Here is a 26,931-nt window from a genome sequence, read left to right as displayed (position 1 = left end):
CCCGGCGCGGAGCTGGGAGACTCCGCGCCGGGACCTTGGGGAGGGGATGGGGTCAGGAGTGGGCGGCCAGGGCCGGGATCAGGGTGGCGGCGTTCGGGGTGCCGAGGCCCGTGATCGGGTCCCAGCCCTTGGTGGCCGGGTAGCCCGGGATGTTCGGGTAGTCGGGGTTGGAGTTGTTGCCCGACGTCACGTCGTAGAAGTACGCGCCGTAGTCGGGGCCGTTGGCCAGGTCGTAGAGGGACTGGTTGATCTGGCCGAGGGGGTGGCCGGCGATCTGCGCGCCGATGGCGACCAGGCCCGCCCACTGCGGGGTGGACGCGGAGGTGCCGCCGACGACGTACCAGCCGGAGCTGCACGGGTCGCCGCTCGGGCACTTGATGCCGGTCGCGCCGGGCGCGGTGTCACGGACGAGGACGCCGGTCGCCGAGCTGGCCTGGGACGCGATGTCCGGGACGCCGCGCATCGAGCCGATCGGGGTGGACCCTGCGGGAAGGGTGTTCTGGTAGGCGGGCTTGGCGAACACGTGGCTGAAGCCGCCGCCGGCGAACGTCCAGCCCACCTCGCGCTGGCCCGGGAACGTCGAGCAGGCCGCGGGGGCGCCGCTGTTGTCGACGTGCGTGCCGGTCGCGCCGTCCAGGCACAGGAAGGTGCCGCCGACGCCGGTGACCAGCGGGTCGGACGAGGGCCAGCCGACGGACGCGTGCGGGATCGCGGCGGGGTTCTTCACCGGCGCCTTGAAGCCGTTCTCGCTCCCGTCGTCGCCGGAGCTGGCGAGGACGGTGACGCCCTTGGACGCGGCGGACTTGAACGCGTGCCGCAGGTTCTCCAGCGACGCGGTCGAGTGGAACGCCTCCTCGCCGGCGCCGAAGCTCTGCGAGATGACGTCGGCCATGCCGTTGTCGACGACCTGCTGCTCCAGGTTCATCATCTGCGGGAAGCCCTGCGTGCCGAACGTCTCGGCGGTCGGGGTGGACACCAGCACGATGTTCGCGCCGGGGGCCATGGCGTGCGCCATGTCCAGGTCGAGCGCGACCTCCAGCGCCCAGCCGTTGCTGTCCTCCTGGCCGGTGCCGTTGCTGGGCGGCGGCTGGTCCACGGGGCGGCTGCCCTGCTTGAGGCGCGTGATGGACGGCATGCCCGGCGTGCACGCGACGTCCGGCATGCCGCACATCAGCGGCAGGCCGAACTGCTGGCTGTAGACCTTGAGGTCGGCCTCGGCCTGGTCGTAGCCGAACGAGTCGACGATCGCGATGGTGCGGCCGCGGCCGTCCTGGCCCTTGGCGTGCAGCGGGCCGACGTTGTAGGCGTTCTGGAGGGCCTTGGGGGTGAAGCAGCGGCGGCCGACGGACGCGCAGTTGTCCTGGGTCGGCGGCGTCACGGACGCGCCCAGGTAGGTGAAGTCGGTCGCGTGCGGACGCGGCGCTGGCAGGGCGTCGTCGCCGGACGAGGCGGCCACCGGGGCGGCGGCCACGGCGGCTCCGGCGAGTGCGATCGCCGCGAGCCAGACGGGCGCGCGGCGCCCATGGGCGGCGGTGTTGAGCAGGGACAAGGGAACTCCCGGCACGAAGGGAACTCCGCGCGGCGGTCGTCGCGCGGACGGTGTCCCCGGGCCCGCCTTGGTCCCCGCACCGCCCAGTGCGAAGGACCGCGTGCACCGCAGATGCATCTAAGACCCGCAAGATCATGTCGTCAAGAGGGGACGCTTCGGCCGATTCCGGTCAGGCGTGCGAGTCCCTGTCCGGACGGATCCCGACGTCAGAAGAACATTTCTGTTCAGTGAACCGGACGGGCCGCCGGGACACCGGTTGTCGCGGGGGACTCCGCGGTCTACGGTCCGGGTGATCCGCCAGCGGGCCACACCCCGGGAGCCGCCATGCGCCGCCGCAGGATGCCGTCCCTCGCCACCGCCGCCGTCCTCGCCCTGGCCGTCCCGTCCGGCGCCGCCGCCCACGCCGACACCGGGCGAGGCGCGAGCCCCGAGCCGCCGGACATCCTCTCGATCGTGCCGGGGTTCGTCCCGCTCAAGCCGTCGTCCAGGCCGGTCGGACTGGTGGACGCGCAACGCGACCTGCACGTCACCTACACCTCGAACGGCACGACGAAGACCCTGAACGACTACCTGATCGGCTCAGGGACACAGGGCTTCCTCGTTCTGGACGGCGACAAGGTCGTCACCGAGTGGTACGCGCCCGGCTTCGGCAAGTACAGCCGCTTCCAGTCCTGGTCGATGGCCAAGTCCTTCACCGGCGACGCGGTCGGCATCGCGCTCGCCGAAGGCCGGATCCACTCCCTGGACGACACCGTCGCCACGTACATTCCCGAGCTGGCGAACGCCGACTACGGCAAGGTCACCCTCTACAACCTGCTGCGCATGTCGTCCGGCATCGCCTGGGACGAGAACACCGACGACATCGCCATGCACCCGGCGTTCAGCCTCGGCCTCAGCACGCCCGTCCAGTGGGCCGCCGGACGGCACACCGCCTGGCCGCAGGGGAGCAGGTTCAACTACACGAGCCTGAACAGCGCGGTCCTCGCGCAGGTCGTCGCGAACGCGTACCGCATGCCGTTCACGCGCTTCCTCCAGAAACGCATCTGGGAGCCGACCGGCATGGCCGACACCGACCACGTCGGCACCGACTCGCACGGGCACGCGCTCGGCTACTGCTGCATCTACGCGACCGACCGCGACTTCGCCCGGTTCGGGAAGATGATGCTGGACGGCGGACGCGTCGCCGGACGCCGCGTCGTCCCCGAGGCCTGGATCGACCGGGTGCGGACGCCGTCCGGGGTCAGCCCGTCCTACGGCCTGCAGTGGTGGATCGACGGGACCGACGGCTACTACGCCAGCGGCCTCGGCGGCCAGCTCATCTACGTGGATCCGGTCCGCAAGGTCGTGATCGTCCGGTCCACGTTCTACTCGTTCGACAACGCCGACACCCTCCCGGCCCTCCACGCCGTCGCCAGGGCCGTCGCCGCCCAACGCGCCGAGCCCGCCCAGCCCGCCCAGCCCGCCCGCTAGCCCCGCTAGTCCCGCAGGTCGCGCTGGTTCCGCAGGCCATGCCGGTCGCGCTGGTCCCGTTGGTCCTGCAGGTCGTGCGGACGGGGGTGTCGGCGGTGTTCGATCGCGTAGATGCCGATATCGCACAGCCGCGGTTCGGGGCCGGACCGGCCCTCGCGTATCCACATGCTGTGGAAGGTCGTCATCAGCACGTGCCGGGCCCCGTAGAAGAGCAGCCCGGACAGCGGCAGCTCGGCGAGCAGCGCGGTCGCGAGGCTCAGCGGGAACTCGCCCGTGCCCCACGACAGCATCACGTCGAACCAGGCGTCGCAGGCCAGCAGGGTGCCGCTGACGAGCTGGCCGAGGACGACGACCTGCCGCCGCCGCCACGAGGCGAACGCCGTCCCGGCGAGCGCGAGGGTCAGGGCGACGTCGAAGCCGATCCAGGCGATCCGCCACTGCCCGGCCGTGTAGTGCGACGGGAGGCTGAAGGCCAGCATCACCGTCCAGGGCACCAGCCAGGCGCAGCAGGCGACGAGCACGGTGAGGGCGATCCGCCGCCGCAGCCTGACGCTCGGCACGGCGAGGGGGTCGTCCTCATCGCTGAGGAGGATCAGTTCGCGGAGGAGTTCGGCGCGCTCGCCGGGGGACAGGCGGCGAAGATCGTCTGAGCTGAGCACGCTCACATGCTGCCCGCTGGACCGCAAGGGGGAAATCCCTGCCGCTTGCTCAAGCGAGCAACTTTGGCGGCCTGTCACAGTCGCCCGCACGCCCCGCTGGCGACCAGTGACAGAAGAGAAGAAACGCCCGGTTTAGGCCTATTCGCACCCGGGCTTCTCGTGTGATTCTCGCGGCGGCGCGTCTCCCATCCGCGCCGCCCTTGTCCCCCCGCTTCAGGAGGAGAGCCCATGCGGCGACCCCCGCTGCGCTACGCCATGACCGGGATGATCCTGGCCGCGGCGTCCGTGCTCAGCACCCCGTTCGGAACGGCCTCGGCGAGCCCGGCGATCCCGGCCGCTCCCGCCGGGACGCACCACTCGTGCGCCACCGTCCGCGCCGGCCAGGCGCACTGCCACGCGATCGTCCGGAACGACGTGGCCGTCTCCGAGAAGACCCTGAAGGCCGAGCTGGCGGCGCCCAGCGGCCTCAGCCCCGCCAACCTGCAGAGCGCGTACAAGCTCCCGTCCTCCACGGCCGGCACGGGCCAGACCGTCGCGATCGTCGACGCCTACGACGACCCGACGGCCGAGGCCGACCTGAACGTCTACCGGTCGCAGTACGGGCTCGGCCCCTGCACCACGGCCAACGGATGCTTCAAGAAGGTCAACCAGACCGGCGGCAACACCCCGCCGCCCGTCGACGGCGGCTGGGCCCAGGAGATCTCGCTCGACCTGGACATGGTCTCCGCGGCCTGCCCGAACTGCAAGATCGTCCTGGTCGAGGCCACGTCCCCGACCTTCGCCAACCTCGGCACCGCCGAGAACACCGCGGCCAGGCTCGCCAACGTCGTGAGCAACAGCTACGGCGGCTCGGACGCGCCGGACTCGTCCTACGGCTCGTACTACAACCACCCGGGCATCGCGATCACCGTCAGCACCGGTGACTCGGGCTACGGCGTCGAGTTCCCGGCCTCGTCCCACTACGTGACGGCGGTCGGCGGCACCTCGCTGCGCACCTCCACCAACGCGCGCGGCTGGACGGAGACCGCGTGGAGCGGCGCGGGCAGCGGCTGCTCGTCCTACAACACCGCGCTGACCGGCCAGGCCGGCGCGAACACCGGCTGCTCCAGGCGAGCCGTCGCGGACGTCTCCGCCGTCGCCGACCCGTCGACCGGCGTGGCCGTCTACGACAGCACCGCCTACCAGGGCCAGTCCGGCTGGATGGTCTTCGGCGGCACCAGCGTGTCCGCGCCGCTCATCGCGGCCGTGTACGGCCTCGCGGGCAACGCGTCCTCGGTGAACAACAACTACCCCTACTCCCACACGTCGTCCCTGTTCGACGTGACCAGCGGCAGCAACGGCTCCTGCTCCCCGTCGCAGCTGTGCAAGGCCCGCACCGGCTGGGACGGCCCGACCGGCCTCGGCACCCCCAACGGCACCGGCGCCTTCTGATCCGCGAGCCACGCGTGATCGGCTGATCCGAGCATGACCCGCGTGCGGCGGGCGGTCGCCCGACAGGGGTCCGCCCGCCGCATGTCGTCGTTCATCCGGCCCGCTGGAGGGCCTTCTCCCGGTACACGGCGACGCGCGCGCCCGACTCGCGGCGGGCCATCCGGCGCAGGACGACCGGCGCGAGCAGCGACCCGGCCACGGCCCACGCGCCGAGCACGCCGAACGTCTCCAGATGCCGCCACGAGTGGTCCAGTTCGACCGCGGCCATGCCGTCCGGGAGCAGCGCGGAACGCATCCCGAGGCCGAGCCAGTAGACCGGGAAGACCTGCGCGACCTGCTGCAACCAGCCCGGCAGCGCGGTGATCGGGTAGAACACCCCGGAGATCGAGATCACCGCCATCACCGGCAGGGTGATGAGCCCGGCGGCGCGCGGGCCCGACACCAGCGCGCCCAGCGCCGCCCCGGCCGACTGCGTCGCGACCAGCCCGAGCGCCAGCACCCAGGCCAGCGTGAACCAGGACGACACCGAGCCGAGGCGCAGGCCGTCCACCATGAACGCGCCCGGCACCAGCAGGATCGCCAGGTACGCGACCACGCACCCGGACGTCATGACGAGCTTCCCGACGAAGTACGCGCGGATGCCGTGCGGCGTCGCGCGCGCACGCAGCAGCGTGCCGTCCTCGCGCTCCACGGTCAGGTACTGGATCACCAGGACCATCCCGAGCGCGACGAACATGCCGAGGACGCCCGGCAGCACCAGCTCGCCCAGCCTGATCCCGGTGTGCCGGAACTCCCGGTTCCGGTAGAAGAAGATCGCGGCCAGCGTCAGCACCGGCCAGAGCAGCTGGTTGACCAGCTCGGATCCGCTGAACGCCTGGCGCAGCTCGATCAGCCCGCGGGCGATGCCCACCCGGATCGTCCTCATCCCGCTCTCCCCTCGGCCCGGTGCACGATCGACAGATAGGTGTCCTCCAGCGAGGACGGACGGACCGCCAGCCCCTGGACCTCGTCCCCGTGCTCCGCGAACAGCGCGCGGACGAACCGGGTCGAGTCCCGCATCGATCGGACGTGCCGCCGCCCGTCCAGCGTCCACGCCACCTCGTCCTCGCCCGCGATCCGCTCGGCGAGCTCGGCCGCCGTGCCGTCCGCGACGACGCGTCCGCCGTCGAGGACCACGATGCGGTCGGCCAGCTTCTCCGCCTCGGCCAGGTCGTGCGTGGTCAGCATGATGGTCGTGCCGTCCGTCCGGGACAGCCCGAGCACCAGCTCGTGGAACTCGCGCCGCGCCTCGGGGTCGAACCCGGTGGTCGGCTCGTCCAGGAACAGCAGTTCGGGACGTCCGACCACGCCGATCGCCACGTCGAGCCGCCGCCGCTGCCCGCCGGACAGCGTCCGCACCTTCCGGTCCGCGTGCTCGGTGAGCCCGACCATCGCGATCAGCTCCGCCGCGTCCCAGGGCCTCGGGTAGTACGACCCGAGGTGCGCCAGCAGCTCGCCGACCCGCCATTTCCCGTGGTCACGCCACGACTGCAGGACGATCCCGACGCGCGCCCGCCACTCCTCGCCGCCGTGCGCCGGATCCGCGCCGAGCACGTCGACCCGTCCGCCCGACCGCGTCCTGAAGCCCTCGAGGATCTCGATCGTCGTCGACTTGCCCGCGCCGTTCGGCCCGAGCATCGCCAGCACCTCGCCCCGGTGCGCCTGGAAGGTCACCCCGCGGAGCACGTCGTTCGTCCCGTACCGCATCCGCAGGTCGTCGACATCGAGGACGGCCTCGCTCACGTCCCGTCCACCACCGCTCGCGCCCGGGCCTTCAGCCCTTCGACGTCCACCTCGGCGAGCGCGAGCGCGCGCGGAACCGTCCCGACCTTGAGCTCCAGGATCCCGAGCAGGATGTGCGCGGGCCCCAGGTCCTTCTTCCGGGAGTTCGCCATCCCCGTCTCGATCACCCGCCTGCCCGACTCCCCGATGCCGGACGGCGCCCGCCTCGACTCCCGGGGCCGCAGCACCTCTTCGTCCGCGACCGAGACCCCGACCGTCCCGAGGCTGTGCTCGAACTCCCGCTGCAGCGCGTCCTGGACGCCCCGCCGGTCCAACCCCGCCGAGGAGAGCAGGCCGGGCGCGTCCCCCTCCGCCTCGGCGGTGAGCGCGAGCAGCAGATGCTCGGCCTCCGTCAGCGGCGACCCCATGCGCCGCGCCTCCTCGGACGCCCGCACCAGCACCGAGTCCACGTATGTCCGTGTCATCACTTTCTCCTCCGCAACTGAACCCCCGCGTCGATCAGCCGCCGCACGTGCTTCTTGTGGACGGCCTGCCGCGTGACCCCGAGTGCCTGCGCCACGTCCGACCAGCTCCACCCGCTGCGCATGGCCTTCTCGACCGCCGCGTCCTCCATCCGGTCGGCCAGCTTCCGCATGGCCACCACGGCCGCCAGCTCCGCCCCGACGTCCCGCTCGGCGGACCCTTCGTCCTCGCCCTCGCTCATACAAGCAACCTAGGTTGCTTAAATCCAACTGTCAACCAAGGTTGCTTAACCGGCGCGGTCGCGGGAACGACGGAGGCCCCGCGCGGCAGGTGCGTGCCGGGCGGGGCCTCCGAGAGGGGAAACCGGGGTCAGCCGGCGGACATTCCGGCGTCGACGGCGATCGACTGGCCGGTGATGTGCCTCGACTCGTCCGAGCAGAGGAAGGCGAAGGTCTCCGCGACGTCCCCGGGGTTCATCAGGACGCCGGACGGGTGCAGCGCGGCGGCCTCGGCCTCGGTGAACATGCCGCCCTCGATCGCGGCGGAGAGGAGGGCGGTGCGGACGACGCCCGGGCAGACCGCGTTGATGCGGATGCCCTGGCGGACGTACTCGATCGCCGCGGTGCGGGTCATCGAGATGACGCCGCCCTTGGTGGCCGAGTAGTCGGAGATGCCGAGCGGCAGGCCGACCAGGCCCGCGACGGACGCCATGTTGGCGATGACGCCGCCGCCCTGCTCGAGCATCTGCCGGATCTCGTACTTCATCGACAGCCAGACGCCCTTGAGGTTGACCGCGACGAGCTTGTCCCAGGCGTCCTCGGTGACCTCGTGCAACGCGGAGCCCTGCTCCTCGACGCCCGCGTTGTTGACGGCGGCGTCGAGCCGGCCGTACGCGGCGACCGTCGCGGCCACGGCGGCCTCGACGTCCGCGCCCACCGTGACGTCCGTCCGGACGAACAGCGCCTCGCCGCCGTCCTTCTCGATCCGGGCGACGGTCTCGCGCCCGGCGTCCTCGAGGATGTCGGCGACCACCACGCGCGCGCCGTACCCGGCGAACGCGCGCGCCGTCGCCGCGCCGATGCCCTGCGAGGCGCCGGTGATGAGGACGGCCTTGCCAGCGAGCTTTCCGCTCACGCTTGTCTCCTTCTCAGCGGGGGTTTCCGGGGTCTCTCCGGGCCGGGGGCAGGGCCGGCCGGAACAGGTCAGCGGCGCGCGGCGGTGATCCGGGTGAGGACGTGCTCGACCATGCTGATCAGCACCTCCTTGGCCGAGTCGCGGCTGCGCACGTCGCACATCACCAGCGGGACGTCCGTGTCGAGGTCCAGCGCGATCCGGACGTCCGCCGGGTCCTTGCGCTCGGCGCCGTCGAAGCAGTTCACCGCGACCATGAACGGGGTGCCGCGGTCCTCGAAGTAGTCGATGGCGGCGAAGCTGTCGGCCAGCCGGCGGACGTCGGCGAGCACGACCGCGCCGACCGCGCCGAGCGCCAGCTCGTCCCACATGAACCAGAACCGCTGCTGGCCGGGCGTCCCGAACAGGTAGAGGATCAGCCCCCCGCCCATCGTGATCCGGCCGAAGTCCATGGCCACGGTGGTGCTGGTCTTCTCCGCGACGCCGGTCGTGTCGTCCACGCCCGCGCCCCGGTCGCTGAGCAGCTCCTCGGTGCGCAGCGGACGGATCTCGCTGATCGAGCCGACCATCGTGGTCTTCCCGACGCCGAACCCGCCGGCGATGAGGATCTTCGCCGCGGTCGGCTGCCGCCCGCCGGGCCGGCGGGCGGCGGGCTCGTGGACGGCGGTGTCAGAGTGCGCGTAGTCCATGCAGCAGCTTCCTTAGTACGAGCTCGTCCGGGACGTCGCCGGTGGGCGTCGGCCGGAGCACCCGGAGCAGGTTCTCCTCGCGCAGGTCGTCCACCAGGACGCGGACCACGCCCACGGGCAGGTCGATCTCGGACGACAGGTCGGCGAAGGTGATCGGCTCCGCGCAGACGGCCAGCACCCGGCGGTGCTCGGGATCCAGGCGGGCCCGCCGGGGCGCCGGCAGGCCGGTCGCCTCCAGCAGGGAGATCAGGTTGAGGCTGTCGTCGCGCAGCCGGGTCCGGCCGCGCGTGACGGTGTAGGGCCGGAAGATCGGCCCGGCGTCCTCGTCCAGCCAGCGGTCATCGCTCACGCAGGGTCACCTCACGCCGAAACCCGACAGCCGGGGGATCACCGGGGGCCGCTCCGCCAGCCGCTCGGCGGTCTCGGCCAGCGCGTACGCGACCGCCCCCGCGTCCGCCTCGGCCGGGCTCAGCGCGGCCAGGTAGGCGTGCTCCCCGGCCGGGACCATGAACACCAGCATCGAGTCCATCTCGATGACGCTCTGCATCAGCGCCCCGCCGGCGAACCGGCGGCACGCCCCGCGCGCGAGCCCCTGCACGCCCGCGACCAGCGCGGACAGATGCTCCGCGTCCTCCTGGCCCATGCCGGAGGACGCCGCCACGATCAGCCCGTCGGCGGACAGCACGACCGCGCCGCCGCCCCTCGGTCCCGCCTGCGCGACCAGGCCGTCCAGCAGTCGGCGCACCTGCTCGGCGGTCATCGCCGGTTCCGTCATCGCTCCACCTCGTCGTCGTTCCAGCCCGCGGGAGGTTCCGGCCGCTGGGCCGGTTCGGCCCGTCCGCGTCGCCAGCCGCTCTGCATGGACGCCATGACCGACCGCGCCCGCTCCGGCGACCGGGCATCACGGCCCGGATCGTCCTGCGGGGCGGCGGCGGGCTCGGGCGGCTCGGCGTCCCGCAACTGCGGGGCCAGGCTCGCCCGGCGCACACGCCGGGGCATCCCGGCGTGCGTCCCGGCGTCCCCGCTCGGACCCGCCGGATAGGCCCCGGAACCACCCGCGCCCGTCTGGGGGGCGGCATGTGCGCCGGACGGCTGAGACTCGTGCACTCCCAACGGCCGCGCCTCCTGTGCGCTCGACTGCGGCGCGGCGTGCGCACCGGCATACGGTCCGCCCACCCCCGCAGTGCCGTGCTCCTCGGATCCGTCACCCCAGCCGCCGATGCAGCCGGTCGTCGCAGGCGTGAGCCGTCCGGTCGGGGCGACCTCGACCCACCCCGCGGTGTCCGCGGACGTCTGCTCGGGCGCAGCGGGCGCAGGAGCGGGGGCGGGCGCGGGGGCGGCCGGCGCCTCGGACGGCTCGTCCGGACGGCCGATGCGGTCGGCGGAGACGACGATCGAGTGCGGCAGCAGGACGATCGTCTTCAGCCCGCCGTAGGAGTTCGGCTCCAGGACGACCTTGATGCCGTTCCGGTGCGCCAGCGTCCCGACGACCAGCAGGCCCAGCTGCTCGCCCCCGGACAGGTCGAACTCCGGCTCGCGGCTCAGCCGCTCGTTGAGCGCGGCGAGCTTGTCCGGGCTGACGCCGAGGCCGCGGTCCTGGATCTCCACGACGAACCCGCGCCCGACCATGCCCGCGTCCACCTCGACGGGGGTGTTGGGCGGCGAGAAGGTGACGGCGTTCTCGATCAGCTCGGCCAGCAGGTGGATGACGTCCGCGACGGCCGCGCCGTCGATGCCCTCCTCGGCGTCGCTGACGACCTCGACGCGCGCGTAGTCCTCGATCTCGCCGATCGCGCCGCGCAGCGCGTCCAGGATGCCGACCGGGTTCCGCCAGCTCCGGCCCGGCGTCGCGCCGGCCAGGATGATGAGGCCCTCCGCGTGCCGGCGCATGCGGGTGGTGAGGTGGTCGATCGCGAACAGGTCCGCGAGGTCGTCCGGGTCGCCGGCCTTGCGCTCCAGGGTGTCCAGCATGGACAGCTGGCGGTGCAGCAGCGACTGGTTGCGGCGGGCGAGGTTCTGGAACACGCCGTTGACGGCCTTGCGCAGGTTCGCCTGGCCGACGGCGGCCTCGATCGCGGTGCGCTGCACGGTCGAGAACGCCTCCGCGACGCTCTCCACCTCGGCCGACCGGCCGACGGTGAGGGACGGCGCCTCGACCGCGACGTCCACGTCGTCACCGCGCTTCAGCCGGGTCACGACGTCCGGCAGGCGCTGGTCGGCGAGGTCGTGCGCGGCGGTCTGCAGGCCGCGCAGCTCCCGGACGATCCGGCGGCCGAACCGCAGCATCAGCAGCGCGGTCAGCAGGATCGCGGCGAGTCCGATGCCGCCGATGAGCGCGAGCCGCAGCAGCGTGTCGTCGGAGGTCTTCTTGGCGTCCGCGGCGAGCGTGACGCGGGACTTGCTGAGCGCGCCGTCCATCGCCTGGAGGTAGCCGCCGACCCCGGTCTGCCAGGTCGCCGGGTTCATCTTCAGCCGGGACTTGGTCGGGACGGAGAGCACCTTGTCCTCGACCGCGACGAAGTTCTTCACCGCGGGCGAGCCGAGCGCCTCCTTGTAGGGCGCGCCGTTGGCCTCGTTGAACTCCGAGAGGCTGGACTCCTCCAGGTAGCGGCGCTCGTAGACCAGCTTCGCGATCGCGGCCCGCTCGTCCGTGCTCATCCGGCCGCCGCTGACGAGCACGCCGCCCACCAGCGCGGCCTCGCGTCCGGCCAGCTCCATCGCCCGGGACATGCCGGTCAGGTGGTACGCCTGCTGGTAGCCGTTCTCGGCGACCAGCAGGTAGATGAACCGGAAGTGCGAGTCGAGGACGTCGTTGTAGGCGTTGAACGCGGCGAGCTTGTTGAACGCGCCGGAGTCCACCTGCCCGCGGACGGTGTTGATCCGGTTGAGCTTGTCGATCAGCGTCGCGAGCCGCTGCCTCATCAGCGGCGTCAGCGTGTTCTGGAACGAGCCGGACTTCGCCGCTTTGTTCATCTGGACGATCGTGCCGTCCATCCGCTGCCGGACGGCGTCCATCGCGGTGCGCGGCTGCCTGCCGTGGGCGGCGATCCACACGACCGACTCCTGGCGCTCCTGGGCCAGGGTGATCAGCATGGGCTGCACGGCGTTGCCGTAGATCTTGTTGGCGGTGTCGATGTGCCGCTGGTCGATCGCCTGGTTCGCGACGCTCTGCGCGGCGAAGGCCCAGAGCACGACCAGGGACACCAGGGGGATGACCAGCATGCTGTAGAGCGAGAACTTGATCGAGCGTCGTCGAGAGCTCTTCACGGTGTCGTCTCTCAAGCGTCGGGAGCGTCGGGCGGGGGGCGAGCGGGGGCGGGGGGACAGGGCGGGGGACGGGGCGGGGGACGGGGGCGGGGGACGAAAACTCGGGCCACCATAGCCGCTGATTTGATCATTTGTCTGATTTTGTGGATCTTGTTGTACCGGTGGTGCGAGCATGTGGCGACGTTCGGTGACGGCGCCCGCGCCGCCCGAACCGAGAGCCCGACCCCCGACGAGAGGAACTCCCGTGACGCCGCAGCGGGGCGAACCGAACGACCGGCTCGACTGGCTGATCGAGGGGCTGGTCCGCCGTGTGCCGCACGTGACCCGGGCGGTCCTGCAGTCCGCGGACGGCATCCTGATGGGCGCGTCCGCCGGACTGGACCGCGAGGACGCCGAGTACCTGTCCGCTCTGGCGGCGGGCCTGCAGAGCCTGGCCCGCGGCGCCCAGACCCACTTCGGCGCCGGTGAGGTCCACCAGACGATCATCGAGATGCGGGACGCCCTCCTCTTCGTCACCGCGGCCGGCGAGGGCGCCTCCCTGACCGTCCTCAGCGACGCGGAGGTGGACCCCGCTCAGATCAGCTTCGAGATGGCCGTCCTGGTCCGCCAGGTCGGCGAGCACCTCTCGTCCTCGCCCCGCATGTCCTGACCGGACGCCGGGTCACCGTTTTGAGAGCGAGGTCACCCGCGGGGGAGCGCCGTTCCGCTGGGCGGAAGGCGGTCCGTCCATCGGATCCGGTGCGAGCGGAACGTCATATCCGAGGCTCCGGACCACCCGTTTCGTTCGTTCGACCACGCGCCGCTGCGATGAATCGGTGGTCAACGTCCGGAGCCTGATGGGCGGCCCCGGCCGGACGAACGTGGGCACGAACGACGGCTGGGCCCTCCACCGTCCCCGGGCGTCCCGGCTGAAGGTGAACCGCGCGACCAGCCCCTCGTGGGTCGACTCGGTGTTCGCGGACGGATTGGCGACCTGATTGCCCATCCCATAGGCGACCCATTTGCCATTGAAGCGCTCGAATGGCTGGACCACGTGAACATGGTCGCCAAGGATCAGGTCGACGTCCCGGGAGTTCAACAGCCTCCGTGCGAGTCGCCGCTGCTCGGCGGTGGGCGCGTGCTGGTATTCCTCGCCCCAATGAAGGCTGACCACCACGACCTCGGCCCCCGCGCGCTTCGCCCGTGCCGCGGCGGCGAGAATCCGGGAAGGCTTGAGGGTGTCATTCACCAGCCAGGGCTTTCCGGCCGGCGTCGGAATCCCGTTCGTGCCGTACGTGTAGGACAGGTGCGCGACCTTGACCCCTTTGACGTCCCGCATGTCGATCTTTTCGGCCTCGCGGGCGCTCCGGGCCGTCCCGGCGTGCCCGATGCCCGCCCGGTCCAGCGCGTCCAGCGTCCGCCGCACCCCGCGCGCCCCCTGGTCGATGGCGTGGTTGGACGCGGTGGAGCAGGTGTCGTACCCGAGCCTCCGGATCGCCTTCACGATCTGCGGCGGCGAGTTGAACACCGGATACCCGCTGAACGGCCCCGACCGTGAGCCCAGCGGCGTCTCGATGTGGCACACCGCCAGATCCGCCTGACTGATCACGGGTCTGAGCCGGGCGAGCATCGGCATGAAGTCGTACCCGCGATGCCTCGCATCGGAGGCCGCCTGCTGGATGAGCACCGAATGCAGAAGGAAGTCCCCGGTGCCGACGACCGTGAACCGATCGGCCCCGCGGACACCGGGAGCCTTGGCCGCGTTTTTCGGCGGACCGGCGGACCGGGCGTCGACGTTTCCGCACCCCGCCGCGAGCACGCCGATCACCAGCACGCCCGCCGCGACCCGATCCGAAGCTCCCATACCCGAAGATCTGCGACCCGACACAGTCCCCGAAACAGTGATCTACCGGAAGGAGGCCCGCCATGATCAGCTTTTTCCCTCACCTGCCCGACCGCGTACGTGTCCCCGGGACTCCGCACACGAACGGCCCGGCCCGGCAAGCCGCCCATAGTCCACAACAAGCACAAGGTGGACTGCCGCGCGAGAAGAAGGCCGGAAACAACGAAAGTCGACGTTCGAAAGAACGTCGACTTCGTCTGGAAAGCGGGTGCGCCGTCAGGGACTTGAACCCCGAACCCGCGGATTAAGAGTCCGCTGCTCTGCCAATTGAGCTAACGGCGCTTTGTCATCAGTCTTCGCTGGCAACAGGGATAACTCTAGCAGCACCCCGTCCGTGCTCAGGACGCTCCGTCCGGCTACCCGAACTTCACCTGTGAGCCGCTGACCCGCAACATCACCCCGGATCCGGTCACCGACAGGCTGTCGAACCGCATCCCCAGCGGAAGCCCGTTCACCGGGACCGTGAAGTCGAGATCATCACCCAGTCCGCCCAGGTCGAACCCCTCGGCGGAGAGCGCCTTCACGCGGATGTTGTTCCCCTCCTTCGTCACCGAGGCGATCGCCGTCGCGTCCAGCCCGAACGCCCCGACCTTGGCCTTGATCTTGTCCGGGCCGTCCGCCTGGAGGTCCAGCCCGCTCCCGCCCGCCTTCGCGAGATCGCCGAACCCCACATACGCGGCCCCCGTGATTTCGCCGAGCGTCCCGCTCTGGTAGTTCGACTTCAGCCGCACGTCCGTCGCCCGCACGTCCAGCCGCGTCACGCTCACCGGCCCGGCCGGGATGTTCTTCGCCTTGAGCCGCACGTCCCCGAAGTGCCGCCCCGCGACCTGCGTCAGGAACGGGAACCCCTCGATGGTCACGTCCGGCTTGGTGGGGAAGCCCTGCTTCTTGATCTGCCCGGCCAGCGTGTCCTCGGTGACCCACAGCGCGACCCGGTCCCCGACCACCGCCAGAAGCACCAGCGCCACCAGGACGACCAGGAGCACGATCGGCCACCGCCGCCGCCGGGGCCGAGGCAGCCGATCCACCCGGGTGACCGCCGCGCTCACGCCCCCCACCTCCCCACCGAGGAAGCCCCACGAGCCCCCACCTGGCGCGTCTCACCCGTCGCGCCCACGCCGACCCCACGCACACCCACTCGTCCGACCACCCTCATCGACATCCCCACCCCGTCCTCAAACGGCCCGAACCAGACTCGAACGACGGGAGCCGCAACATCCACCCGCGGGGACGACTTCGACCACACCCGGCCACCCCGGCCCCACGACGCGACGAGCGGAGGGCGGTTCAGGACGCCCCCTGAGCGTGGCGCGATCGACACCGGAGGCGGCAGCGCTCTTGAGTGACGGGGGACGTGATCAGGGGCGGAGCACGATGTCGAGGCGGAGCGGGGTGCTGGGGCGGGAGTGATCGGCCGGACCGGGCGCGCCCGTGTCCTCGGGGAGCGGCCTGTTCCGGTCGGCATGAACTCATGCAAAGCCGCCGAATGCGTCCTGTCAATGGCGGGTACGACGTCCTACACTCCGGGCATGACGGCGGGCGGTCCCTCAGCGGGGTCCATGGCACCGCCGCTCCTGGTCGTCCGGACACGGGAGCGGATCCACAGGCTGCGTCCGGGCGGAACCTACGGGGTCGGGCGCGACCCGCAGTCGGCCATCGTCCTGACCGACGCCCGGGTCTCCTGGCACCACGCGATCCTGCGGTCGGGCCCGGACGGGTGGACGATCGAGGACGCGGGCAGCCGGAACGGCGTCTTCCTCGACGGCCGGCGCGTCCAGCGGATGACGCTCGACGGTGACCACCTCTTCCACCTCGGGAACGCCGTCGACGGCGCCCCGCTCGCCTGCTCGGCCGCCCAGCCCCCCGACCCGAGACCCGGCGTCGACCGCAACCCGAGCCACGTCTTCCAACTCCCGCAACCCCGCCCCGCGGACCCGGGACGCGCCCGCAACGCACAACCCGCCCCGAGCCAGAGCCGTCCACCGACGCCCCAGGACCAAGGCCGACCCCAGCCGCCGGGCGCCGGCCAACCCCCGCCCCCAGGCCGCGCGAGGAGCGCCGGTCCCGCAGAAGACAAACGACTCGCCCCGGACCCGACCCCCAGACAAGGCTCCAATCGCGCCGAGGCCCAAAGCCTCGCCGGTCCGGAGGCCCGGCAACCCGCGCGAGGTGGTGGGTTCGGGCGAGGGCGGGACGTCCGCGCGGACGTTCAGGCGGTGCGGATCGGACGGTCGCCGGACAACGACGTCGTGGTGCCGGACCTGGTGGTGTCGCGGTACCACGCCGAGTTGCGGGTGACCGGGGTCGGGCGTGCCGAGATCAGGGACCTGGGAAGCCACAACGGGACGTACGTCAACGGGGTCCGGATCGACCGGGCGGTGCTGACCGAGGAGGATCTGCTCGGGATCGGGCACGCCACGTTCCGGCTGGTGGGGAACGAGCTGCGGGAGTTCGTGGACACGGGCGACGTGTCCTTGCTCGTGCAGGACCTCACCGTGCGGACGCCCGAGGGCAAGGTGCTGCTGGACGGGGTCGGGTTCCCGATTCCCGAGCGGTCGCTGGTCGCGGTGATCGGGCCGTCCGGGGCGGGCAAGTCCACGCTGCTCGGCGCGGTGACCGGGACGCGGCCCGCCACCGAGGGGACCGTCCGCTACGACAGCCGTGACCTGTACGCCGACTACGACGAGCTCCGGCACCGGATCGGGCTCGTGCCGCAGGAGGACATCCTGCACACCCAGCTCGCGACGCGGCAGGCGCTGCTGTACGCGGCGGAGCTGCGGTTCCCCGGGGACACCCGGCGGGACGAGCGGGAGCGGCGGGTGGACGAGGTGCTGGCCGAGCTGAGCCTCACCCCGCATGCCGGCACGCGCATCGACAAGCTGTCGGGCGGCCAGCGCAAACGCGTGTCGGTGGCGCTCGAGCTGCTGACGAAGCCGTCGCTCCTCTTCCTGGACGAGCCGACGTCGGGTCTCGACCCCGGCCTGGACAAGACGGTCATGGAACTGCTGGGGGACCTGGCGCACGACGGCCGGACGGTCATCGTCGTCACCCACAGCACGGAGAACCTCAACACGTGCGACCGGCTGCTGGTGCTCGTCCCCGGCGGACGCATGGCCTACTACGGCCCGCCCGAGGAGGGGCTCCGGCACTTCGGCGCCAACGCGTGGGCCGAGGTGTTCCAGGCGTTCGACCGCGAGCCCGACCGCGACTGGGCCGGAGAGTTCCGCACGTCCCCGCGCTGGTCCCGGTACGTGGGGCACGGGATGGGCGGCGCGGTCGAGCCGACCGACGCCACTCCGCCCGCTCCTCCGCCGCCGCGCCAGAGCAAGTTCGCCCAGCTCTCCACGCTGTGCCGCCGCTACCTGTCGGTCATCACCTCCGACCGCTCCTATCTGGTGCTGCTCGGCCTGATGCCGCTGATCATGGGCGGGCTGATCGCCGCGATCCCCGCCCCCAAGGGCCTCACCGGGCCGCCCGGCAGCAACGCGGACGCGGCGTCCAAGCTGATGGTGCTGATCTTCGCGTCGTGCTTCGTCGGCACCGGCAACGCCGTCCGCGAGCTGGTGAAGGAACGCACGATCTACCGCAGGGAACGCGCCGCCGGCCTCTCCGCGGGCGTCTACCTCACCTCCAAACTCCTGGTCCTCGGACTGATCACGACCCTCCAGGCCGTCGTGCTGGTCGGCATCGGCCTCGCCGGGGTGAAGCTGCCCCCGTCCGGCGTCTTCACCTCCCCGTTCCTGGAGCTGGTCCTCGCCACCGGCCTGCTGGGCCTGGTCGCGATGACCCTCGGCCTGCTGGTGTCGGCGTCGGTGAACAGCTCCGAGAAGACCCTTCCGCTGCTGATCGTCCTGTCCATGGCCCAGCTCGTGCTCTGCGGCGCCCTGGTGCGCCTCGCGGGCAAACCCGGCCTCGAACAGGTCGCCTGGCTGGCCCCGTCCCGCTGGGGCCTGGCCGCCGCGGCGGCCACCGTCGACCTCGGCCACATCATCCCGTCGACGCTGAAGCCCGACAGCGTCTGGCTGCCCCACCTGAACACCTGGGCCCTGGACATGGGCGTCCTCGCCGGACTCGGCCTCGTCTTCACCGTCCTCGCCTGGTGGCAGCTCGAACGCCTCCGCCCCAAGCGCCGCCGCGGCCGCCTCTGACCACCACCCCGCACTACCGCGGGCCCGAGGCAACCCGATGCGGTCCGCATGTACGAGCGGGAGGGATACCGGCACATCCCTCTCCTGCCGGCATACCAAAAGCTCACCTTTTCTATCTGTATGGCCAAAGACCTGCCATGATCCGAGGGCATGGCGCTGAAACCTGCCTTTGTCGAGTTCGCGACCTGCACCCCGCCGTGTACGCACAACGCCGTCCTCCAGGTTGGAGACGTTCCGTCCTTGACCAGTCCCGGGCTGCTCGGCGCTGGGCAGAGTGTCCGGGTGGAGTTCCAGGTGGACGAGGCTCCGGACGGGTCCTCGGACGACGTCCCGGACGAGGCGACGCTGAAGATCCGCGCGGTCGTGGAGAAGGACGGGTCGCGCCCCGGGTTCGCCCCACTGGACGTTCTGGTCAACGGCGAGCCGCTGGTCTCACGCTTCCGTCTCCCAGGAGGCAGGGAGGTCCCGCAGATGCTCCCGGTCGCCATACCGGGGGACACCCTGCGCGGAGGCACGAACGTCCTCGAACTACGGGTGGGAGAGGACGCGCGGGCGGGGCTGAGCCTGATCGCCCTCCTGATCGAGGACGTCCGGCACCCCGGCGCCGCCGAGCGCCTGTACTGGGGCGACCCCACCGTTCACGCCTTCGAGTTCGCCACCCGGATACGGCCGAAGGACGGCGAGTGGTCTCCAGGGCCGCCGCTGCGGTTCTACTTCGACACAGGGATGAAGCCCCGGCCTTCCACGCTGGAGTGGCACCACTGGGACGGTGGGAGGACGGGCATCCTGTTCACTCCCAACATGGACAAGTTCTTTGGGGGAGGGCAGAGGGCGGACTCCGGCGAGCCGTTCGAGGTCAGGGGCGAGCAGCGGGACCAGCGCGCCGAGCCGCACGGTGAACCCCAGCGGTTCGTGACCCGCTACTCCCAGCGCATGGCGTGGCGTGACCTCCAGGAGAGCGGAGGCGAGTTCCGCTTCCTCCTGGACGACGGATCCGGTCCCATCAAGCGAGTGAAGTGGCATGACCGGGCCGGTGGAGAGGGGGCCATCCAGTTCACGCGGGACGGGCGGTCCTTCAGCGGCTTCCAGAGACGTCCCGACGAAGGCTGGGAGAGCTTCGAAGGCATCCCCGAGGACGACCCGCGGCTCACCGAGCCGCCCCCCGAGCCCGTCGATGTCAGGCAGGCCCTCCAGGACTTCGCCGAGTCCGCCGCCGACCGCCTGAACACCTGGCTCCGCAAGCTCTGAGACCACGAAGGCCGAACGACACTCGGACGATCACCGCCGATCGGCGCGAGAATCCGGCGGGATCGTGGGTAGGTTTCCGGGCATGCCGGAGGAATCCCAGGTCAGCCTGGTCGTGAACGGCCGGACGCGCCGGATCGCCGTGGACACCCGCACGTCCGTGCTCGACCTGCTGCGCGAGCGGCTGGGCGTGACCGGGCCGAAGAAGGGCTGCGACCAGGGCCAGTGCGGAGCCTGCACCGTCCTGCTCGACGGGCGCCGGGTGAACGCCTGCCTGGTCCTCGCCGTCGCCGCGGACGGATCGCGGGTCACCACCGTCGAGGGCCTGGCGGACGAGGACGGGCCGTCCGCGCTCCAGACCGCCTTCGTCGAGGCCGACGCGCTCCAGTGCGGCTACTGCACGCCAGGCCAGCTCTGCTCGGCGGCCGGGATGCTCGACGAGGCCAAGGACGGCTGGCCCAGCGCCGTCACCGGCGATCTCGCCGAGCCCCCGGAGCTCACCGACGAGGAGATCCGCGAGCGCATGAGCGGGAACCTGTGCCGCTGCGGCGCCTACGTCAACATCGTCGAGGCCATCAGGAGGGCGGCCGAATGAGGCCCTTCGCGTACGAGCGAGCCGCGACACCGGACGAGGCCGTCGCGCAGCACACCGAAGGCGCTGCCTACCTCGGCGGCGGGACGAACCTGGTGGACCTCATGCGCCTCGGCGTCGCCGTCCCGTCCCGCATCGTGGACGTCACGCACCTGCCCCACGCCCAGATCGAAACCGACGGGGACGGGCTGCTCATCGGCGCGACCGTCCGGAACTCGGATCTCGCGGCGCACGCGGTCGTCCGCGAGCGGTTCCCCATGCTGGCGCGGGCGGTGCTGTCAGGCGCGTCCGGCCAGATCAGGAACATGGCGACGGTCGGCGGGAACCTGCTGCAACGCACCCGCTGCCCCTACTTCCAGGACGTCACGCGCCCCTGCAACCGCCGCGAGCCCGGGACGGGATGCCCCGCGCGTGAAGGCGAGCACGAGAACCTCGCTGTCCTCGGCCACACGCAGGACTGCGTCGCGACGCACCCGTCCGACATGGCCGTCGCGCTCGCCGCCCTGGACGCGAGGGTCCGCATCCACGGCCGAGGCGAAACCGACCTCGACGGCCTCTACGGCGACGATCCGGCCCGCGACTCGACCCTCCGCCCGGGCGATCTGATCACGCACGTCCACGTCCCGCCGCTCGCCATGCCCGGCACCTACAGGAAGGTGCGTGAGCGCGCGTCGTTCGCGTTCGCCCTGGTCTCGATAGCCGCCGCCCTGGACGTCACCGACGGCGTCGTCCGCGACTGCCGCATCGCCCTGGGCGGCGTGGCCGCGAAACCGTGGCGCGCCCGCCGAGCCGAAGCGGCCCTGCGCGGCGGACCCGCCACCGAGGACGCCTTCACCCGCGCCGCCGAAGCCGAGCTGGCCGCCGCCGAACCGCTGCGCGACAACGGATACAAGATCCCGCTCGCCCGCAACCTGATCGTCCGCACCCTCGGAGAGCTGGCGTGACCCGCCCCGAACCCTTTCCGACCTGCCAGGGGGAACGCCGTGACCCGTATCGAGGCCTATGACAAGGTGACCGGCGCCGCCCGGTACGCCTACGAGTTTCCGGCCGAGAACGTCGCGTACGCCGCGGCCGTCCTCTCGACCATCGCCTGCGGCGAGATCGACGAGGTGGACGCCGACGTGGTGCTCGCGATGCCGGGCGTCCTGACCGTCCTGTCCTGCGAGAACGCGCCGCGGCTCACCAGGGATCCCCGCGAGGGCGAGCTGGCCGTGTTCCAGAGCCGCAAGGTCTCCTACCGGGGACAGCTCGTCGCCGTGGTGATCGCCGAGACCAGCGAGACGGCGCACGAGGCCGCCCGCCTCCTCCGCGTCGTGTACCGCGACCAGCGCGCTCCCGGCCTCGACCTGAGAACCCCGGCCGAGTCCCAGGACGACAAGCCGTACGGTGCGCCGGTCGAGATGGGCGACCCGGACGCCGCGTTCGCCGACTCCCCGGTCAAGGTGGACGCGACCTACCGAACCCCAGCGGAACACAACAACCCGATGGAACCGCACGCCACTCTCGCCTACTGGGAAGGTGAGACCCGCCTGACCGTGCACGACGCCAACCAGGGCCCGAGCCGCGTCCGCGCCACCCTCGCGCGGCTCCTCGGCCTGGACGAGCGGAACGTGCGCGTGATCGCCTCGCACGTGGGCGGCGGGTTCGGGTCGAAGGGGACGGCCCGTCCGAACGTCGTCGTCGCGGCGCTGGCGTCGCGCGCGGTCGGACGTCCCGTCCGGTTCGCGGTGACCCGTCGGCAGATGTACGCGATCACCGGCTACCGGACGCCGACCGTCCAGCGCGTCAGGCTCGGCGCGGACACCACCGGACGCCTCACCGTCATCGCGCACGAGGCCAACGAGCTGACCTCCACCGTCAGCCGCTTCACCGAGGACTCCACCAACCCGTCCCGTGTCATGTACCAGGCACCGCACCGCCGTATGGCCGGACGCCTCGCCGCCTTGGACGTGCCCAGCCCGTCCTGGATGCGCGGCCCCGGTGAGACCCCAGGCATGTTCGCCTTGGAATGCGCCATGGACGAACTCGCCACGACCCTCGGCATAGACCCGATCGAACTCCGCATACGCAACGAGCCCGAAACCGACCCCACAACAGGACGCCCCTTCAGTTCCCGCAACCTCATCGCATGCCTACGCGAAGGCGCTCGCCGCTTCGGCTGGGAGGCCCACAAAGGAAAAGGGTTGGGTGTGGCCGCCGCGACCTTCCCTGTGTACCGAAGCGGAAGTCAGGCCACGGCACGCCGCGAATCCAACGGCCGCTACACCGTTCGGATAGCCGCCGCGGACATCGGCACTGGAGCGCGCACCGCACTCACCCGGATCGCCGCCGAAGCCCTCGACGTCCAGCCCAACGCCGTAACGGTCGAGATCGGCGACAGCGACCTCCCCAAGGCACCCCTCGCCGGAGGCTCGATGGGGACGGCGAGCTGGGGCACGGCCATCGTGCGCGCGTGCGAGAAGCTGCTGGCCGACCCCACCGCGCGCGAAGCGTCCGCCGACACCACCGCCGAGGTCCAGGAGGATTCCGGCTACTCCCGCCACGCGTTCGGCGCGCACTTCGCCGAAGTGCGCGTGGACCGCGCCACGGGCGAGATCCGTGTCGCGCGGCTCCTCGGCGTCTACGCCGTCGGACGCGTCGTCGACCCCGTCCTGGCCCGGTCCCAGTTCGTCGGCGCCATGACGATGGGCGTCGGCATGGCGCTCACCGAACGGTCCGTCCTCGACCGCGACGGCGGCTTCCTGAACACCGACCTCGCCCAGTACCACGTCCCGACCAGCGCGGACGTCCCGTCCATCGAGGCCGTCTGGCTGGACGAGCACGACCCACACCTCAACCCGATGGGCACCAAGGGCATCGGCGAGATCGGCATCGTCGGCACCGCGGCCGCCATCGCGAACGCCGTCCACGACGCCACCGGGGTCCGCTTCCGCGACCTCCCGCTGACCCCCCGGACCGTCCTCCCGCACCTGGACCGCCTCCGCACCTGAACGGGGACGTCCCGCCCCGCCTCACCTGGCCGGGGTCACGGGCGGAGGACGGCCTCCACGGCCTCCTCGACGGTCGGCCAGATCCCCAGGTACCGGGTGATCCGCCCGTCCCGCAGGACGCGGAGGAGGTCTTCGAGCCGGCAGCAGAAGGCCAGCCGGCAGCCCACGGCGTCCGCGTGCCGGACGGCCTGCATCAGCGACCGCAGGCATCCGGTGTCGCAGAACGCGACCCCGTCCAGGCTCACCACGAGCGGCAGGTCGCTCTCGGTCAGCTGGCAGAAGAGCTCGGCCTCCAGGGCCGGCATGCTGGCCGCGTCGAGGTCGCCGTAGAGGGCGACGACGCGGTGGTCCGGATTGCGGACCACGATCGCCTGGTAGTCGTCCATCGCCTCGCCCCTGTCCACCGCGGCGGCGGTCGCCTCCCGCCGGGGCGGGGTGCCCTCCAGTGAACCAGGAACGCTTCCGGCGGGACGGGTGCTCGACGAAGAAAACGCGAAAGCCCCGGGCGTCGAAACGAGCCCGGGGCTTTCGTAGCGGGTGCGCCGTCAGGGACTTGAACCCCGAACCCGCGGATTAAGAGTCCGCTGCTCTGCCAATTGAGCTAACGGCGCGTTGTCGTTCCGGGCTGCTCTGCGGCCTCCCTGGCGACGAGACAGAGATTAGCAGGGCCTCGCCCCCCTGCGCGAATCGGTTTATCCAACCCCACGCCCCCGGGCCGTCCACCCCCCGGAACGCCGCCATCCGCGCCCCCGAAGGACGTTGATCACGTCGCCCCGAGGGACCACCGCGGCCTGGAGAACGCGATCACAACGCGCACAGGAGGGCCCTTCGCGATCGCGAGGGTCAGTCGCGGCTGGGGAGGACGCTGACCATGCCGCGCCAGAAGGCGATGGCGGTGGCGCGGGAGCTGACGCCGAGCTTGGCGTAGATCCGGTTCACGTGGTTCTTGACGGTCTTCTCGCTGAGGAAGAGCTGCCGGGCGATCTCGCCGTTGGAGCGTCCGGTGGCGATCAGGTCCATCACCTCGGACTCGCGGGCGGACAGGCCCATGCTGATCCGGCTCGCGTCCCGGACGCCGCGCAGGACGTCGCGGGCGGTGAACGCGCCCGGGACCAGGTGGCCGCAGGCGCCGCCGCGCACGGCCGAGTCGACCGCGGTGGGGTCGTCCGGTCCGGCGAGGACGAACACGCGGGCGGCGCGGGCCAGCTCGGCGGTGCGTCCGGCACGCGCGGCGGACGCGTCCAGCAGGACGATGTCGGGCCGCAGCCGGCCGGCCAGCTCGACCGCCGCGGCGGCCTGCTCGGCCTCGGCGACCACGTTCAGCTCGTCGCTGGCCGACAGCAGGCGGGCGACGTCCGCTCTGGCGGAGGCGTCACCGCCCACCACCAGTACGCGAAGGGGGGCCGTCTCGTCCACGCTCATCCCGTCTCCGGTGGTCGCGTTCACGGTGGGCAGTGCAGGGCAGGAGCATAACCCGACGATCATTCGGATACCACGGGGTCCGGCGGACGCACGGTTCCCGTCCGCGCCTCCCGAGGCCCCGCCACACGACCGATCGGAGGCATTTGCCCAGTTCATCCGTCGTCTCGCGCCCCCCACGCCACCGCACACGACATCCGAACCGACTCGCAACAACCTTCAACCGAACGCGTAAGAACGCCGTCCGGCACTGGCCGATTGCGGTTCCTCGGCCGAGGCGGGTCGCCGGACGGTCGTGGCTCGCTGGCCGGGGGGAGGCCGGTGCGGGAGACTGGCCCGCAATGATCTCGACGAAGCGCCCCAAATGAGCACGCACCAGTACCTTCCGCCCGCGTTCATCCTCTTCGGCCTGCTCTTCGCCGGGGCGGGCGTGTACAGCATTCGCAAGACCCGGTACCTGCGGAGACACGGGCACCGCGTCCCCGGCGTCGTCGACCGGCTGAAGTTCGAGCGGGGGTCGCAGACCGGCGGCAACTACTACCCCGTCCTGCACTTCCACACGCTGGACGGCTCGTTCGTCCAGACCGAGTCCGACGTGGGGACGAACCCGGCCCGCTCCCGTCCCGGCGACCAGGTGACCGTCGTCTACGACCCGGCCCGTCCCGACCGCGCCCGCCCGGAGAACCTCCTCGGAGTGGGCACCGTGATGGGCGTCGTGTTCATCCTCCTCGGCGCGGGCGCGAGCAGCATCGGCGCCCTGATCACGATCAGCACCTACTCCTGATCAACGGCCCGGCCGAGCCGGACGGGCAGCGCCCCCAGCTGCCACACGCCCGGCACCCGCGTCCGGGCGATCTCGTCCCTCGGGACGGCCAGGGAGAGCTCCGGGTACCGCGCGAGGAGGGCGGTGAACGCGACCTCGGCCTCCTGGCGGGCGAGGGCCGCGCCCAGGCAGTAGTGGATGCCGTGCCCGAAGCCGACATGGGCCTCGCGGCGCCCGTCCGGCTGGCGGGTGATGTCGAACCGGTGCGGGTCGTCGAAGCGGCGCGGGTCGAAGTTGGCGGAGACGAGGCTGGCCTGGACGGGCGAGCCCTTCCGCAGGATCCGGCCGCCGATCACGACGTCCTCGGTCGCGAACCGGAACCGGGTGGCCTGCACCGGCCCGCACCAGCGCATCAGCTCGTGGACGGCCCCCGGCATCAGCCCGGACGGGTCGGCGCGCAGCCGTTCGAGCTGGTCAGGGTGGTCCAGCAGCGCCACGATCCCGTTCCCGATCAGGTGCGCGGTCGTCTGGTGCCCGGCCAGGACGAGCGCCAGCACCATCGTGACCAGCTCGAACCCGCTGAGCGCCGAGCCGTCCTCGTCGTGCGCCCGGATCAGCGCGGTGAGCAGGTCGTCGGCGGGCTCGGCGCGGCGCCGCGGGATCAGCTCGCGGATGTAGTCGACGATGCCCGCGACGGCGGCGCCCATGCCCTGCGGCTCGTCCTGGCGGAGCAGGGCGGCGCCCCACACCCGCCACAGCTCGCGGTCCTCCTCGGGGATGCCGACCAGCTCGCAGATCACCGTGATCGGCAGCGGGTAGGCGAAGTGCTCCACGAGGTCCACCACGCCGTCGCCGGCGGGCAGCCGGTCGAGCAGCCCGTCGGTGATCTCCTGGACGCGGGGCCGCATCTCCTGGACGCGCCGGGGCGTGAACGTCTTGGCGACCAGCCGCCGCAGCCGCAGGTGATCGTCCCCGTCGACGTCGAGGACGGTGCCGAGCAGGTACGGCACGTACTCGTCCGCGATGCCCACGCTCCGGACCGTCGCCTCCCGGACGTCCTTCAGCCCGAGCCCCGGCACGTTCGCCGGGCTGTTGACGAACCGCCGGTCGCCCAGCACCGACCGGACGTCCTCGTAGCGGGTGACGAGCCACAGCGGCGACCCCGCCCCGCCGAAGGCGACCTGCACCATGGGCGACCGCTCGCGCAGCAGGGAGTACCCCCGGAACGGGTCGCGCAGCAGGTCGGCGTCCATCAGGTCCACGGTCACGGGGTTGGTCACGGTGTTCTCTCCGTCGCTGTCACGCTCCGGGCGACCCCTCCCGGCGGTCGCCCGAACGCTGCGGAACGATGCGTCCTGTCCATGTGTAACCGCAGCCACGGGCCGTCACCCTGACCCCAAGGGCCCCACTACCACCACGGCCCCGCCACCTTCCCGTGCCTCCCGGGGGTGG

Annotated in this window: 25 protein-coding genes and 2 tRNA genes; 9 read left to right on the top strand and 18 right to left on the bottom strand. The window is 71.7% G+C overall.

The window, feature by feature from the left end; translation table 11 throughout:
• Window positions 1-52: 52 nt before the first annotated feature.
• Entirely contained in the window at window positions 53-1,549 is a 1,497-nt protein-coding gene (locus AB0L06_RS20390) for a S53 family peptidase (protein WP_500232603.1), read from the bottom strand.
• Window positions 1,550-1,873: 324 nt separating this feature from the next.
• Between AB0L06_RS20390 and AB0L06_RS20385 the strand changes: the two genes are divergently transcribed.
• Entirely contained in the window at window positions 1,874-3,019 is a 1,146-nt protein-coding gene (locus tag AB0L06_RS20385) for a serine hydrolase domain-containing protein (protein WP_500232602.1), read from the top strand.
• A gap of 5 nt (window positions 3,020-3,024) precedes the next feature.
• On the opposite strand, the gene AB0L06_RS20380 is transcribed toward AB0L06_RS20385, so the two are convergent.
• Window positions 3,025-3,678: a hypothetical protein gene (locus tag AB0L06_RS20380; protein ID WP_500232601.1), complete on the bottom strand. Its 654-nt coding sequence runs from the start codon at window positions 3,676-3,678 to the stop codon at window positions 3,025-3,027.
• 228 nt (window positions 3,679-3,906) lie between these two features.
• Between AB0L06_RS20380 and AB0L06_RS20375 the strand changes: the two genes are divergently transcribed.
• Window positions 3,907-5,109, top strand: coding sequence for a S53 family peptidase (locus tag AB0L06_RS20375; protein ID WP_500232600.1), 1,203 nt, complete (start codon window positions 3,907-3,909; stop codon window positions 5,107-5,109).
• A gap of 91 nt (window positions 5,110-5,200) precedes the next feature.
• On the opposite strand, the gene AB0L06_RS20370 is transcribed toward AB0L06_RS20375, so the two are convergent.
• The 9 genes from AB0L06_RS20370 to AB0L06_RS20330 all read right to left on the bottom strand — a co-directional run bounded on the left by AB0L06_RS20370 (window position 5,201) and on the right by AB0L06_RS20330 (window position 12,455).
• The gene (locus tag AB0L06_RS20370) at window positions 5,201-6,034 is read right to left on the bottom strand and encodes an ABC transporter permease (protein ID WP_500232599.1); all 834 of its coding nucleotides are present in this window, start codon (window positions 6,032-6,034) and stop codon (window positions 5,201-5,203) included.
• Window positions 6,031-6,891 carry an ABC transporter ATP-binding protein gene (locus AB0L06_RS20365; protein WP_500232598.1) on the bottom strand — a complete coding sequence of 287 codons (861 nt, stop codon included), beginning with the start codon at window positions 6,889-6,891 and terminating at the stop codon, window positions 6,031-6,033. Before AB0L06_RS20365 ends, AB0L06_RS20370 begins: the two co-directional genes overlap by 4 nt.
• Window positions 6,888-7,355: a Clp protease N-terminal domain-containing protein gene (locus AB0L06_RS20360; protein ID WP_500232597.1), complete on the bottom strand. Its 468-nt coding sequence runs from the start codon at window positions 7,353-7,355 to the stop codon at window positions 6,888-6,890. The genes AB0L06_RS20365 and AB0L06_RS20360 overlap by 4 nt, the downstream gene beginning before the upstream one ends.
• Complete coding sequence (locus AB0L06_RS20355) at window positions 7,355-7,594, bottom strand: RNA polymerase subunit sigma-70 (RefSeq protein WP_500232596.1); 240 nt, start codon at window positions 7,592-7,594, stop codon at window positions 7,355-7,357. Before AB0L06_RS20355 ends, AB0L06_RS20360 begins: the two co-directional genes overlap by 1 nt.
• A gap of 128 nt (window positions 7,595-7,722) precedes the next feature.
• The gene (locus AB0L06_RS20350; RefSeq protein ID WP_500232595.1) at window positions 7,723-8,487 is read right to left on the bottom strand and encodes a glucose 1-dehydrogenase; all 765 of its coding nucleotides are present in this window, start codon (window positions 8,485-8,487) and stop codon (window positions 7,723-7,725) included.
• A 68-nt stretch (window positions 8,488-8,555) separates the two neighbouring features.
• Window positions 8,556-9,173, bottom strand: coding sequence for a GTP-binding protein (locus tag AB0L06_RS20345; protein WP_500232594.1), 618 nt, complete (start codon window positions 9,171-9,173; stop codon window positions 8,556-8,558).
• Window positions 9,154-9,522 (bottom strand): DUF742 domain-containing protein, encoded by a 369-nt coding sequence (locus AB0L06_RS20340; protein WP_500232593.1) that lies wholly within the window; start codon window positions 9,520-9,522, stop codon window positions 9,154-9,156. Before AB0L06_RS20340 ends, AB0L06_RS20345 begins: the two co-directional genes overlap by 20 nt.
• A 6-nt stretch (window positions 9,523-9,528) precedes the next feature.
• A complete protein-coding gene (locus tag AB0L06_RS20335; RefSeq protein WP_500232592.1) occupies window positions 9,529-9,948 on the bottom strand; it encodes a roadblock/LC7 domain-containing protein in 420 nt (139 codons plus the stop codon).
• Complete coding sequence (locus tag AB0L06_RS20330; protein WP_500232591.1) at window positions 9,945-12,455, bottom strand: sensor histidine kinase; 2,511 nt, start codon at window positions 12,453-12,455, stop codon at window positions 9,945-9,947. The genes AB0L06_RS20335 and AB0L06_RS20330 overlap by 4 nt, the downstream gene beginning before the upstream one ends.
• Before the next feature lie 229 nt (window positions 12,456-12,684).
• On the opposite strand from AB0L06_RS20330, the gene AB0L06_RS20325 reads away from it, so the two are divergent.
• Entirely contained in the window at window positions 12,685-13,089 is a 405-nt protein-coding gene (locus AB0L06_RS20325) for a roadblock/LC7 domain-containing protein (protein ID WP_500232590.1), read from the top strand.
• A gap of 12 nt (window positions 13,090-13,101) precedes the next feature.
• On the opposite strand, the gene AB0L06_RS20320 is transcribed toward AB0L06_RS20325, so the two are convergent.
• The 3 genes from AB0L06_RS20320 to AB0L06_RS20310 all read right to left on the bottom strand — a co-directional run bounded on the left by AB0L06_RS20320 (window position 13,102) and on the right by AB0L06_RS20310 (window position 15,371).
• Window positions 13,102-14,283, bottom strand: coding sequence for a CapA family protein (locus tag AB0L06_RS20320; RefSeq protein WP_500232589.1), 1,182 nt, complete (start codon window positions 14,281-14,283; stop codon window positions 13,102-13,104).
• Window positions 14,284-14,531: 248 nt separating this feature from the next.
• Window positions 14,532-14,604, bottom strand: a tRNA-Lys gene (locus AB0L06_RS20315).
• A 74-nt stretch (window positions 14,605-14,678) separates the two neighbouring features.
• Window positions 14,679-15,371: an LmeA family phospholipid-binding protein gene (locus AB0L06_RS20310; protein WP_500232588.1), complete on the bottom strand. Its 693-nt coding sequence runs from the start codon at window positions 15,369-15,371 to the stop codon at window positions 14,679-14,681.
• A 480-nt stretch (window positions 15,372-15,851) separates the two neighbouring features.
• Here AB0L06_RS20310 and AB0L06_RS20305 point away from each other — a divergent pair, with 480 nt between their 5' ends.
• From AB0L06_RS20305 to AB0L06_RS20285, 5 genes are all read left to right on the top strand, one after another.
• Window positions 15,852-18,470 (top strand): FHA domain-containing protein, encoded by a 2,619-nt coding sequence (locus AB0L06_RS20305; RefSeq protein ID WP_500232587.1) that lies wholly within the window; start codon window positions 15,852-15,854, stop codon window positions 18,468-18,470.
• Window positions 18,471-18,620: 150 nt separating this feature from the next.
• Window positions 18,621-19,718 (top strand): hypothetical protein, encoded by a 1,098-nt coding sequence (locus tag AB0L06_RS20300; protein ID WP_500232586.1) that lies wholly within the window; start codon window positions 18,621-18,623, stop codon window positions 19,716-19,718.
• Between the two features lie 82 nt (window positions 19,719-19,800).
• Complete coding sequence (locus AB0L06_RS20295) at window positions 19,801-20,310, top strand: (2Fe-2S)-binding protein (RefSeq protein WP_500232585.1); 510 nt, start codon at window positions 19,801-19,803, stop codon at window positions 20,308-20,310.
• Window positions 20,307-21,251, top strand: a complete 945-nt coding sequence (locus AB0L06_RS20290; RefSeq protein ID WP_500232584.1) for an FAD binding domain-containing protein — start codon at window positions 20,307-20,309, stop codon at window positions 21,249-21,251. The genes AB0L06_RS20295 and AB0L06_RS20290 overlap by 4 nt, the downstream gene beginning before the upstream one ends.
• Window positions 21,252-21,290: 39 nt before the next feature.
• Window positions 21,291-23,297, top strand: coding sequence for a xanthine dehydrogenase family protein molybdopterin-binding subunit (locus AB0L06_RS20285; protein WP_500232583.1), 2,007 nt, complete (start codon window positions 21,291-21,293; stop codon window positions 23,295-23,297).
• Between the two features lie 35 nt (window positions 23,298-23,332).
• On the opposite strand, the gene AB0L06_RS20280 is transcribed toward AB0L06_RS20285, so the two are convergent.
• The 3 genes from AB0L06_RS20280 to AB0L06_RS20270 form a co-directional block, all read right to left on the bottom strand.
• A complete protein-coding gene (locus AB0L06_RS20280; RefSeq protein WP_500232582.1) occupies window positions 23,333-23,683 on the bottom strand; it encodes an STAS domain-containing protein in 351 nt (116 codons plus the stop codon).
• Window positions 23,684-23,835: 152 nt separating this feature from the next.
• Window positions 23,836-23,908 (bottom strand) — tRNA-Lys (locus tag AB0L06_RS20275).
• 232 nt (window positions 23,909-24,140) lie between these two features.
• Window positions 24,141-24,743 (bottom strand): LuxR C-terminal-related transcriptional regulator, encoded by a 603-nt coding sequence (locus AB0L06_RS20270; protein ID WP_500232581.1) that lies wholly within the window; start codon window positions 24,741-24,743, stop codon window positions 24,141-24,143.
• A gap of 337 nt (window positions 24,744-25,080) precedes the next feature.
• Here AB0L06_RS20270 and AB0L06_RS20265 point away from each other — a divergent pair, with 337 nt between their 5' ends.
• Complete coding sequence (locus tag AB0L06_RS20265; RefSeq protein WP_500232580.1) at window positions 25,081-25,500, top strand: DUF3592 domain-containing protein; 420 nt, start codon at window positions 25,081-25,083, stop codon at window positions 25,498-25,500.
• Here AB0L06_RS20265 and AB0L06_RS20260 read toward each other — a convergent pair.
• On the bottom strand, window positions 25,491-26,732 hold the full coding sequence (locus AB0L06_RS20260; protein ID WP_500232899.1) for a cytochrome P450 family protein: 1,242 nt from the start codon (window positions 26,730-26,732) through the stop codon (window positions 25,491-25,493). The genes AB0L06_RS20265 and AB0L06_RS20260 overlap by 10 nt on opposite strands.
• Window positions 26,733-26,931 lie beyond the last annotated feature (199 nt).

It is taken from the genome of Spirillospora sp. NPDC052269, assembly GCF_040679435.1.
Taxonomy (GTDB): domain Bacteria; phylum Actinomycetota; class Actinomycetes; order Streptosporangiales; family Streptosporangiaceae; genus Spirillospora.
The sequence above is the reverse complement of the archived record's forward strand: the minus strand, read 5'-3'. Positions and strand labels throughout refer to the sequence as shown.